Source organism: Pseudomonas sp. FSL R10-1350 (genome assembly GCF_009600525.1).
GTDB lineage: Bacteria > Pseudomonadota > Gammaproteobacteria > Pseudomonadales > Pseudomonadaceae > Aquipseudomonas > Aquipseudomonas helleri.
This window is the reverse complement of record NZ_WIVR01000030.1, coordinates 44,519-56,125: the sequence shown is the minus strand read 5'-3', so window position 1 is coordinate 56,125 and position 11,607 is coordinate 44,519. Positions and strand designations below refer to the sequence as shown.

Annotated in this window: 9 protein-coding genes and 1 pseudogene; 5 read left to right on the top strand and 5 right to left on the bottom strand. The window is 58.7% G+C overall.

The features are described from left to right. Positions 1-78: 78 nt before the first annotated feature. Positions 79-426 (bottom strand): annotated as a pseudogene (locus tag GHO25_RS14825) (2Fe-2S iron-sulfur cluster-binding protein); the annotation flags it as partial. A 348-nt stretch (positions 427-774) separates the two neighbouring features. Here GHO25_RS14825 and GHO25_RS14820 point away from each other — a divergent pair. After that, positions 775-2,298 (top strand): fumarate hydratase, encoded by a 1,524-nt coding sequence (locus GHO25_RS14820; protein ID WP_048391500.1) that lies wholly within the window; start codon positions 775-777, stop codon positions 2,296-2,298. 184 nt (positions 2,299-2,482) lie between these two features. Here the strand turns inward: GHO25_RS14820 and yiaY are convergent, their stop codons facing one another. Beyond that, positions 2,483-3,631: an L-threonine dehydrogenase gene (gene yiaY, locus GHO25_RS14815; RefSeq protein WP_048391502.1), complete on the bottom strand. Its 1,149-nt coding sequence runs from the start codon at positions 3,629-3,631 to the stop codon at positions 2,483-2,485. A gap of 148 nt (positions 3,632-3,779) precedes the next feature. Between yiaY and GHO25_RS14810 the strand changes: the two genes are divergently transcribed. The 4 genes from GHO25_RS14810 (at position 3,780) to GHO25_RS14795 (ending at position 9,142) form a co-directional block, all read left to right on the top strand. After that, entirely contained in the window at positions 3,780-4,805 is a 1,026-nt protein-coding gene (locus GHO25_RS14810) for a DUF4917 family protein (protein WP_153391104.1), read from the top strand. A 174-nt stretch (positions 4,806-4,979) separates the two neighbouring features. Beyond that, a complete protein-coding gene (locus GHO25_RS14805; protein ID WP_048370618.1) occupies positions 4,980-5,519 on the top strand; it encodes an RNA polymerase sigma factor in 540 nt (179 codons plus the stop codon). Then, entirely contained in the window at positions 5,516-6,466 is a 951-nt protein-coding gene (locus tag GHO25_RS14800) for a FecR domain-containing protein (RefSeq protein ID WP_153391103.1), read from the top strand. The genes GHO25_RS14805 and GHO25_RS14800 overlap by 4 nt, the downstream gene beginning before the upstream one ends. A gap of 123 nt (positions 6,467-6,589) precedes the next feature. Continuing rightward, a complete protein-coding gene (locus GHO25_RS14795) occupies positions 6,590-9,142 on the top strand; it encodes a TonB-dependent receptor (protein ID WP_153391102.1) in 2,553 nt (850 codons plus the stop codon). Between the two features lie 136 nt (positions 9,143-9,278). Here the strand turns inward: GHO25_RS14795 and GHO25_RS14790 are convergent, their stop codons facing one another. The 3 genes from GHO25_RS14790 to GHO25_RS14780 all read right to left on the bottom strand — a co-directional run bounded on the left by GHO25_RS14790 (position 9,279) and on the right by GHO25_RS14780 (position 11,522). After that, positions 9,279-9,590: a ribbon-helix-helix domain-containing protein gene (locus tag GHO25_RS14790; RefSeq protein WP_048370622.1), complete on the bottom strand. Its 312-nt coding sequence runs from the start codon at positions 9,588-9,590 to the stop codon at positions 9,279-9,281. 15 nt (positions 9,591-9,605) lie between these two features. Beyond that, the gene (locus GHO25_RS14785) at positions 9,606-10,187 is read right to left on the bottom strand and encodes a DJ-1/PfpI family protein (RefSeq protein ID WP_048370625.1); all 582 of its coding nucleotides are present in this window, start codon (positions 10,185-10,187) and stop codon (positions 9,606-9,608) included. Positions 10,188-10,304: 117 nt separating this feature from the next. Then, on the bottom strand, positions 10,305-11,522 hold the full coding sequence (locus tag GHO25_RS14780) for an SAM-dependent methyltransferase (RefSeq protein ID WP_153350849.1): 1,218 nt from the start codon (positions 11,520-11,522) through the stop codon (positions 10,305-10,307). Positions 11,523-11,607: the final 85 nt, after the last annotated feature.

The following is an 11,607-nucleotide window of genomic DNA, read 5'->3' as shown; positions in this document are numbered from 1 at the left end:
GTCCCGGGATCATTTCCCACGAAGCTGTCAGCCCGGCCAGAGAATTTTCAATGTAGTGTCTGGCTTTTTCGACCCTGCCGGGCGCTGCGCCCCCAAGCGCAGGCGCAACACCGTGGCGCTGAGCCAGTCGACTGCCGCCACCTCGGCGGGCAGGCCGTCGCGTTGCGGGTCAAAGGCTTCTATATGCAGGTCAGCGCTCACTTGGCACTGGCACGCCAGGCGCCAGCCTTGCTCGCGCTGCGCACGGCTCAGCGCCTCGGGCTTGAGGTCATGCGGCTCACCTTGCACACAACGCACCAGACAGGCATGGCAACTGCCCGCCCGGCAACTGTAAGGCACAGACACGCCTGCCTGATTCAAGGCATCCAGCAAATTGCAGCCATCAGCAACTGACCAGCGTTTGTCAGCGACGTGTAACTCGGGCACTTCTGGCCTCCTGTAAGCAGTTGAATCTGTAGCAGTTGCCGAAGGCTACGTCCGATCGCGAAGCGATCGTAAAACCTGAGTGTGCGGTGTAACTGAGGTACCGCGGTAGGGGATTCTACGACGGCTTCGCCGCCGGACGTAGCCTACGGCAACTGCTACGACGCCCCCTACTTTCGTTTGGCCCTCAGCAGGTGTAACAAAGACAGGGGCGGGTTATACTGCCGCGCCTTTTTTGTACCGGTCATGCGTGCCCGGTACATCTCTCAAGTTGTTTACGACAGACCGAAACACCCAGGTCGCAAACACCTTATTGATTGAATGTTCCCGTCTTATAGAGGAGCGCGACCCATGACCGTGATCAAGCAAGACGATCTGATCCAGAGCGTTGCTGACGCCCTGCAATTCATTTCTTACTACCACCCCGTTGACTTCATTCAGTCCATGCACGAAGCCTACCTGCGCGAAGAATCGCCAGCGGCCCGTGACTCGATGGCGCAAATCCTGATCAACTCGCGCATGTGTGCCACCGGCCACCGCCCGATTTGCCAGGACACCGGCATCGTCACCGTGTTCGTGCGTGTGGGCATGGATGTGCGCTGGACCGGCGCCACCATGAGCCTGGACGACATGATCAACGAAGGCGTGCGTCGCGCGTACAACCTGCCAGAAAACGTCCTGCGTGCATCCATCTTGGCCGACCCGGCCGGTGCTCGCCGCAACACCAAGGACAACACCCCGGCAGTCATCCACTACTCCATCGTCCCGGGCAACACCGTGGAAGTGGACGTGGCGGCCAAGGGCGGCGGTTCCGAGAACAAGTCGAAAATGGCCATGCTCAACCCGTCCGACTCGATCGTTGACTGGGTGCTCAAGACCGTTCCGACCATGGGCGCGGGCTGGTGCCCACCGGGCATGCTCGGCATCGGCATCGGCGGCACGGCTGAAAAGGCGGCAGTGATGGCCAAAGAAGTGTTGATGGAGTCCATCGACATTCATGACCTGATCAAGCGCGGCCCGAGCAACCGTATCGAAGAGATGCGTATCGAGCTGTTCGAGAAGGTCAACCAACTGGGCATCGGCGCCCAGGGCCTGGGCGGTCTGACCACCGTGCTCGACGTTAAAATCATGGACTACCCGACCCACGCCGCTTCCCTGCCGGTGTGCATGATCCCGAACTGCGCGGCCACCCGCCACGCGCACTTCGTGCTCGACGGTTCCGGCCCTGCCGAACTCGAAGCGCCGCCGCTCGACGCCTACCCGGAAATCGTCTGGGAAGCCGGCCCGTCGGCCCGCCGTGTCAACCTCGACACCCTGACCCCGGAAGACGTACAAAGCTGGAAGCCGGGCGAAACCGTATTGCTCAACGGCAAAATGCTCACCGGTCGCGACGCGGCGCACAAGCGCATGGTCGAAATGCTCAACAAGGGTGAAACCTTGCCGGTCGACCTCAAAGGCCGCTTCATCTACTACGTTGGCCCGGTTGATCCGGTAGGCGACGAAGTGGTTGGCCCGGCAGGCCCGACCACCGCTACGCGGATGGACAAATTCACCCGCCAGATCCTCGATCAAACCGGCCTGCTGGGCATGATCGGTAAATCCGAGCGCGGCCCGACTGCCATCGAAGCGATCAAGGAACACAAAGCCGTGTACCTGATGGCCGTGGGCGGTGCAGCCTACCTGGTTGCCCAGGCGATCAAAAAATCGCGCGTGGTGGCGTTTGCCGAACTGGGCATGGAAGCGATCTACGAGTTCGACGTTAAAGACATGCCAGTGACCGTGGCAGTCGACAGCAAAGGCGAGTCGGTGCACATCACCGGCCCGGCGATCTGGCAACAAAAGATCCACGACAGCCTGGCCGTAGAAGTGCAATAAGCACATCCACGCCAGACACAAAAACGGCCGGGTGAATAACCCGGCCGTTTTTTTATGCGCGCCTCCTTGTGGGAGCGGGCTTGCTCGCGATTCAAGCGATACGGTTTGCCTGATGAACTGCGGCGATGCCATCGCGAGCAAGCCCGCTCCCACAGGTTTTCAACAGTCCAAACCTGCCCTGCGCTTAGAACGCGTTACGGAAGATCTCTTCAATCTGCGCCTGATCAGCCTTGCGCGGGTTAGTGAAGCCGCACGCATCTTTCAGCGCATTGGTGGCCAGGACCGGGATGTCATCCAGTTTGGCGCCCAGATCACGAAGGCCTGCCGGGATTTCTACGTCCTTGGCCAAAGTACGAATTGCCGCAATGGCCGCCTGTGCGCCCTCTTCCGGGCTCAGGCCGCGCACGTCGGCGCCCAGCGCGTGTGCCACGTCCGTCAGGCGCTGCGCACAGACATTGGCGTTAAAGGTTTGCACATGGGGCAGCAACACGGCGTTGCACACACCGTGCGGCAGGTCGTAGTAACCGCCCAACTGGTGCGCCATGGCATGCACAAAACCCAACGACGCGTTGTTGAACGCCATACCCGCCAGGAACTGCGCATACGCCATGTTTTCACGCGCTACCAGGTCTTTGCCGTCACGCACCGCCTGACGCAGGTTCTGGCTGATCAGCTCCATGGCCTTGATCGCACAGGCATCGGTAATCGGCGTGGCCGCCGTCGACACATAGGCTTCAATGGCGTGGGTCAAGGCATCCATGCCAGTGGCGGCAGTCAGGCCTTTAGGCATCGCCACCATCAATTCAGGGTCATTGACCGACAACAGCGGGGTCACGTTACGGTCGACAATGGCCATTTTTACGTGGCGCTCTTCATCGGTAATGATGCAAAAACGCGTCATCTCACTGGCCGTGCCGGCCGTGGTGTTGATCGACACCAGCGGCAGTTGCGGCTTGGCCGACTGATCGACGCCCTCATAGTCACGAATATGCCCACCGTTAGTGGCGCACAGGGCAATGCCCTTGGCGCAGTCATGGGGCGAGCCGCCGCCCAGTGACACCACGAAATCACACGCGTGCTCCTTGAGGACTTTCAAACCGGCTTCGACGTTAGCAATGCTCGGGTTCGGCTTGGCCCCGTCAAAAATCACCGATTGCACGTCCTGCAACGCCAGCTTTTCAGCAATCAACGTCGCCACCCCGGCCTTGGCCAGCCCTGCGTCCGTAACGATCAACGCCTTGCGAAAGCCATAATTGCGAATCGCGGCCATGGCTTCGTCCAGACAGCCGTTGCCCATGATATTTACCGCAGGGATGAAAAAGGTGCTGGTCATCGAGAGTCCTCAGCGCGGGCACTGCCCGCAACGCTTGTTGTGTCGGTGGGGGTAGCTTCCTCCAATCAAATGGCGCAGATCTTGACTTGGCTCAACGGTTGGGCGTGATAAAGTCCCGCACCGCCCCAGTATCGAGACACAAATAGACATGACCCCCTTCCAGGAATTTGATGCCGAACTAGAAGACTGGAACACGCTCAGCGCCAGCCAGCCTTGCAGCGGGTTGCTGCTGGGTAACGGCGCGAGCATGGCCGTGTGGCATGACTTTTATTACGACTCATTGTTTGAGAAAGCCAAAAGCGTCAGCGAAAAGCCCCTGAGCCAGACCGAACTCAGCGTGTTTGACGCCTTGGGCACGCGCAACTTCGAACACGTGCTCAGCGCCCTGAAAACCGCGAGCAAGGTCAACAAAGCGCTGGCGATCAGCTCGGCCTCGCCGCGCAAACGCTATTACGCGATCAAAGAAGCCCTGATCAACTGCACCCAGGATGTGCACATCCCGTGGCGCTTGATGCAGGCCGACACCTTGCGCTGCTGGCAGCAGGAACTGGCTCGCTACGCCACCGTGTACTGCTCCAACTACGACCTGCTCACCCCATGGGCGGTGATGCAGGCGCCCAAGCAATTCAATGACCTGTTCGACACCCCAAGCGCCACCTTTGAGTTGGGCTACGCCCTGGGCAAAGGCAAAGCCACGCGGGTGCTGTACCTGCACGGCGCCATGCACCTGGTAAAAAACCAGGAAGGCAAGGCACGCAAACTCAACGCAGACGAAGCCACCTTGCTCAGCAGCTTTGCGGTCAACCATTCGATCAGCGCCCTGGATGATGTGCCGCTGTTTGTCAGCGAAGGCAGCAGTGATGACAAGCGCAAATCCATTCGCTACTGCGACTACCTGAGCTTTTGCCACGAACAACTGATGACCCACAAAGACGCGCTGTGCCTCTTTGGCCACAGCTTGAGCGAGCAAGACCAGCACCTGATCAACGCCCTGCGCCAGGCACCGCTGAAAACCCTGTGCATCTCGATCTACCCGCGCAGCGAAGCGTTTATCCGCTTCCAGAAAAACCACTACGCGGCGCTATTTGCCGACAAAAAGCTGACATTGCGTTTCTATAATTCAAAAACTCACCCGCTCGGCTCCAGCAAACATTCAGTCCCGGTAGAGGTGTAACCCCTCATCACAACTGTAGGAGCGAGCTTGCCTCGCGATCTTTTGATCTTTCGCAGCCTTCGTACCTCGGCAGCGACTACAGGATTCAGAGACATCGGTAATAAAACGAGACAAATAGCAATAATTCTCGATACCATTCGCGTCTTATTGCTCCGTTTTCCTACAGGGATGTACATGTCTCGCCTCAAACCCGACCCGCTGGCGGCCGAATCCTTTCGCGAGTTCTATACGCAAATTCTGCACTTCCTGCGCAAGCGTACTGACAACGCCAGCGATGCCGCTGACATGACTCAAGATGTGTTCACGCAATGGCTGGGTTATCAGGACCGGGCCAACGTCGAGCAACCGCGGGCGTTTCTGTTCCAGGTGGCGCGCAATCTGCTGCGCGATCACTGGCGTCGGCAGCAGGTACGCCATGAGGCACACAGCGAGCACCTGCAACCGGCAACCGAGCCTTTAAGCGACGAGAGGGATGAGCCCATGGCCGCTGCCCAGCGCCTGCAACGCCTTGAGCAACTCAAAAGCGTACTCGCCGAACTCTCGCCCAGACGCCGCGAAGCCCTTATGCTGCACCGCTTTGAAGGCTTGAGTCAGGCACAGATAGCCGAACGCATGGGGATCTCCGTCAGCATGGTGGAAAAACACATTGCCTTTGCCTTGTTGCATTGCAAGCAGCATTTACACCGGGATAGCGGCAAGGAACAGCCAAAATGAGCCCTTTTCACACAAGCGACACCGACAGCATCGACGCGCAAGCCGCCCTGTGGTTTACCCGTAACCGTGACGCGCACAACGCCCCCGCAGACCCTGCGTTCAGCACTTGGCACGCGGTCCCGGCGCATGCCCGGGCCTACGCCGAATTCGAAGCCTTGTGGGCCGACCTGGGTGAACTTGAACACCTGAACAAGCCCGTGCCGTTGCCCGTCAAAAAACCTTCACGCACCGGTTACGGCTTCGCCGTGGCCACGGCGGCCGCGATTGTATGCGCCCTCTTCGCCCTCAACCTAGGCACGCCGGTGGCGCTTTATCAGCAGCCAGTGGCCACGTACCGCGAAGGGGCAAAAACCCTGCAGCTGCCCGACGGAAGCACGCTGAACGTCAACGCCAATACCCAGCTGCGAATCGACTTCACCGCTCAGGTGCGCAACATTTACCTGGAACAAGGCCAGCTCTACATCGACGTGGCGCCCAACAAAGAGCATCCGCTGGTGGTGCATGCCGGTGACGCGCAGATCAAAGTGGTGGGCACCGGCTTTGATGTCCGTCGCAGCCAGCGCCAACTGGAAGTCAGCGTCGCCCATGGCCAGGTGGCATTTATGCCCGATGCCAACACCGCGACCTTGCTCGGCGCCCAACAACAAGCCACCTATGACTACGCCAAAGGCACCCTGCAAACGCACACGTTGAATGCCAATGAAGTGGGCAATTGGCGCAGTGGCCACTTGTCCTTTCGCAATCGCGAGTTGGCCAGCCTGGTGGATGAACTGGATCTGTATCGCCCTGGGGTCATTGAATTGGCGAGCGGGCCGCTCGAGCACTACAAAGTCTCGGGCAACCTCAATACCGCCGACCCACTGGCGCTGGTCAAAGCCCTGCCCGCCCTGATCCCGGTGAAAACCGTGCTGCTGGACAGCGGAAAAATCCGTATCGAACCGCGCTAAAAAAACAACTGCGAATATTTTGCATTCGCATATGTGGTTTTTCATGCCTGCCGCGTCTTCCTCCGGTCTGCGTTGCTAACGCACGCCTTTTTTTTGGCCTTTGTTGCCGCTCTGGGGGATTTCATGTTTCGCGCACCACATCACTTCTCGTATTTGTGCACCCGCCCGACCTTGCTCGCCGCGTGCATGACGTTCAGCCTGTATGCCCAAGCCGACTCGATCCAGTTGCAACTGCCTGCGCAATCGCTGGCCAGTTCGTTGAGTGACATCGCGCAACAAGCGAACATCGCCCTGCTGTTCGACGAAGCGCTGCTGCGCAACATCAAAGCCCCGGCACTGAGCGGCGACTACAGCCCGCAAGACGCCATCCAGCGACTGCTCAAAGACACCGATTTCAACCTGATCCTGGTCGACAAAACCTACGTGGTGCAGCCCAAAGAGCAAGGCACCACCACCAGCAACAGCCTCGAACTCGGCGCGCTCAGCGTGGTGGGCAGCGGTAACGAGGTCGACTCCAGCAACGTCGGCAAGTCGACCATGACCCAGACCGAAATCAACCGCTACCAGGCCAACAACATCCCGAGCCTGCTGTCCACGTTGCCCGGCATCTACCTCGGCGGCTCGCTCAAACCTGGCGGCCAGACCATCAATATATGGGGCCTGGGCGAAGCCGAAGACGTGCAACTGACCGTCGATGGTGCGACCAAAAGCGGCTTTGAGCGCTACATGCAAGGCACAATTTTTGTCGAGCCCGAGCTGATCAAGCGCCTCGAAGTCGAAAAAGGCCCCCACGACGTGCGCACCGGAAATGGCGGCTTTGCCGGTGCGGTGCGCATGATCACCAAAGATGCTCCGGACCTGCTCGAAGACGGCAAAAACACTGGCGGCATGCTCAAGTACGGCTATAGCAGCAACGACCACCAACAGGTGTACAGCGGCGCCGTGTACGGGCGCACCGACGATGGCCGCGCCGATGCGCTGGTGTATTACACCAAGCGCGACGGCGACGACATGAAGCTGGCAGGCCGCATGCCCGACCCGAACAACAATTACCCGGTCAACCCCAAGCGCCTGCCCAATACCGCCCAGGACCTGGACGCGCAACTGCTCAAGGTCAACCTGCACTTCAACGAAGAACACAGCCTGGGAATGACCTACTCCCATGTGAACAACGCGCTGTGGGTGCCCTTCTCGGCGATCAGCTACCCGGCCCCGCCCACCCAGGCCAACATCGATAAATACGGCTATGACGGCGCCACCCGCAGATTCTTGTCCAACCGCTCGACCATCGACAACACCTGGACGAGCCAATACAAGTACCAGCCCGTCAACAACCCGCTGATTGATCTGGAAGTGAAGCTCTCGCACTCCAAAACCGAGCAGACCGACAAGCGCGGCGAAAACGCCTTCTTCCAGCCTGCCAGCGGCGGTCGCAAAATGGACACCGCCTACACCGACAACATGCTTCAGATCGAAAACGTCAGCCTGATCCCCACCGGCCCGTTGAACCATGCGGTGACCACCGGCGTGCAAGTGCGCAAGCATCAACGCGACGTCGACATGTGGATGCCGGGCGGGATTTACGAGTCCGAAAAATACAACTACGGCCACTACCAGCCGGGCTTTATGCCCAAGGGCAAAGTCGACACCAACAGTTTCTATGTTCAGGACGCCATTACCTGGGGCGACTTCACCCTGACCCCGTCGCTGCGTTACGACCATGTACGCAACCGTGGCCAAGAAAACGACGCGCCCCTGTATAACCAGGCCGAACTGGGCCACGACTACAGCAACCAGACCTACACCGGTTGGTCGCCGCGGCTGTCAGCCTTCTGGAAAGTCACCCCCAATACCGCCTTGTTTGTCGACTACAGCAAAACCTGGCGTGCGCCGGTGATTGATGAGCAGTATGAAGTGCAAGGCACGGGCAACCGCACCACCACCAGCCTGGACCTGGACCCGGAGCGCATCACCGGCTGGCGTGCAGGCAACATCACCAACTTCGATCATATTTTTAGCGACAGCGACCATGCGCTGATCCGCACCACGTTGTTCCGCAACAAAATCGACAACGAGATCTTCAAGGCCACCGGCGTCGGCTGTGCCCAACAAACCACCGCAGGCGGCATGTCCAAGGAATGTGCAGGCATGCTGCCCATGTCCAACTACCGCAACATCGGCAGCGTGACCATCAAGGGCTTTGAAGTTGAGAGTTTCTACGATTCGACCTACGTTTTTGGATCGCTGTCATACGCCTGGATGACCGGCAAACACGAAGGTGCTTACACCAACCCGTGGGGGCCTGATGTGTGGGCGCGCGACATTCCGGCACCTAAATGGATTGCGGTACTGGGCACCAAAATCCCGAGCCTCGATGCTCGCGTGGGCTGGAAAGGTGAGTTCGTGCGCAAGACCGACCGCCTGCCAAGCGACAAATACGGCCCAGGCCCGTTGACCGCTCTGGGGGACAGCTACTACAACCAATACGCCAACGACGACTACAACGTGCAGGGCCTGTTCGCTGAGTGGAAACCCCAGCAACCGTACCTCAAAGGCACCGAAGTCAACTTCACCCTGGACAACATGTTCAACAAAAGCTATCGCCCGATGCTCAGCGGCGCCAACGCCTACAGCCAGGGCCGCAACGCCAAAATCAGCATCACGCGGTTCTTCTGAGCCATCCCGACCTCGCGATCTTTTCATCGTTAAAAGATCGCGAGGCAAGCTCGCTCCTACAGACCTGTCGATGTCCCCCAACCTGTAGTCGTTGACGAGCCTGCGAGGCTACGTCAAAACCAACCACCCCGACTTTCTACGCATGCCCGCTGCTACGCGGCACCACTGTCAATTCCGGGGCTTGTACCCGGCGCTGGCTCAAATAGCGCGTGCAACTGACCCGCAAGAACGACGCGAAATTGACCACTTCGCCGCGATAATCCATCACTTCTTCATACAGCTTGGCCACCAATTGGTTGGTGGTCAGGCCATCCGCTTCTGCGATTTCGGTGAGAATGTCCCAAAACTGGTTTTCCAGGCGCAAGGTGGTGACCACGCCACAGATACGCAATGAGCGCGAGCGCGATTCATACAAGATCGGGTCGGCTTTTACATAGAGCTCACACATGGTCACGCCCTCTTCTTACAAAGTGATCCGGGTGCCCAACAACCCCAGGAAAGCCGCCAGCCAGGTCGGATGCGCTGGCCAGGCCGGTGCCGTGGCCAGATTGCCCTGCACATGGGCCTTGGTCACGTCGATATCAATGTAAGTCCCGCCCGCCAGACGCACTTCTGGGGCGCAGGCCGGGTAGGCACTGCATTCACGGTCTTTGAGCGTGCCTGCGGCAGCGAGCAATTGCGCACCATGGCAGACCGCAGCAATCGGTTTACCCGCCTTGTCGAAATCGCGCACCAGCTCCAGAACCTTTTCGTTCAAACGCAGATACTCCGGCGCACGGCCACCCGGTATCACCAGCGCGTCATAGTCGCTGGCCTTGACCTTGTCGAAATCAAAATTCAGGGCAAACAGATGGCCGGGCTTTTCGCTGTAAGTCTGGTCGCCCTCGAAATCATGGATCGCGGTGCGCACGGTCTGGCCAGCTGTTTTACCGGGGCATACGGCATGCACCTGGTGACCGACCATCAACAGCGCCTGAAACGGCACCATGACTTCGTAGTCTTCGACGTAATCGCCAGCCAGAATCAGAATTTTCTTTGCCGCCATGGTGCGTGCTCCTTACAGGTAAGACCTTGGGCCAATAAGAGTAGCCAAGGTAAACCCTATGCGCCTGCACGGGTAATAGCCAACTACTACGTACCCGAGCAGACGCTTCGCGCACGCTTACTTCAACAAGCCATCAGCCTGCAGCAAGGTTTCAAGGCAGTGCTCTTGAATGTGGTAGAACGCCTTGAGTTCCTGAATTTTCACCAACAACTGCGCCGGGTCTTGAGGTTCGGCACGTTTGACCGCGAGGATCATTTTGTTTTTGTTGGTGTGTTCCAGCGAGATGAACTCAAACACCTTGGTTTCATAGCCGCAGGCTTCAAGGAACAACGCACGCAGGCTGTCGGTGACCATTTCGGCCTGCTGGCCCAGGTGCAAGCCGTATTGCAGCATCGGCTTGAGCAGCGCCGGGCTCTGGATTTGCAGGCGGATCTGCTTGTGGCAGCACGGCGAACACATGATGATCGCGGCCCCGGAACGGATGCCCATGTGAATCGCATAGTCGGTGGCAATGTCACAGGCATGCAGGGCGATCATCACGTCAATCGGGGTCGGCGCAAAACTGCGCACGTCGCCGTGCTGGAAGCTCAGGCCCGGATGCTCCAGACGCTGGGCAGCGTTGTTGCACAGCGTGACCATGTCTTCGCGCAACTCAACGCCGGTGACCAGGCCTTCAGCGTGCAGGCTGTGACGCAGGTAGTCGTGGATGGCAAACGTCAGGTAACCCTTGCCTGAACCGAAATCCACCACTTTGACCGGCTGATCGAGCTTGAGCGGCGAGCTGCTCAAGGCGTGGGAAAACACCTCAATAAATTTGTTGATCTGCTTCCACTTGCGCGACATCGCCGGGATCAGCTCTTGCTGCTTGTTGGTGACGCCAAGGTCCGCCAAAAAAGGCCGTGTCAGGTCCAGAAAGCGATTTTTCTCACGGTTGTGCTCAGCCGACGGCACTTCTCGCGCTTGTTGGCTTTTGCCTTTAAACAGCGAGCTTTTGCCTTTTTTGCTGTACTCCAGCTGCACTTCGTCGGTCAGCGTCAGCAGATGCGCGTTTTTGAACGCTTCGGGCAACAGACCGGCAATCGTTGCAACGGCCTCGTCGAGTGCAAAGTTCTTGGTGATGTCACGGGTTTTGTAGCGGTACACAAACGACAGGCAAGGCTGATCCTTGACCGTGACCTGCTTGATGATGACCCGCTGCAACTCGGCCTCCGGGCCGACATATTTGGCCAGCACCAGCTTGATAAACGAGTTTTGCGCCAGACCGGTTTCCAGCAGGTTCAAAAATTGCGCACGATGATCCGGCACAGACGGGGCGGTGGTAGCAGTCACTGACATTTAAAAAGGTGCCTCGAGGGGTGCAGAAGAGGAATTCGCAATGGCCGCCATTTTAGGCGTGTTGACGGCCGGGGGCACGGGGTTA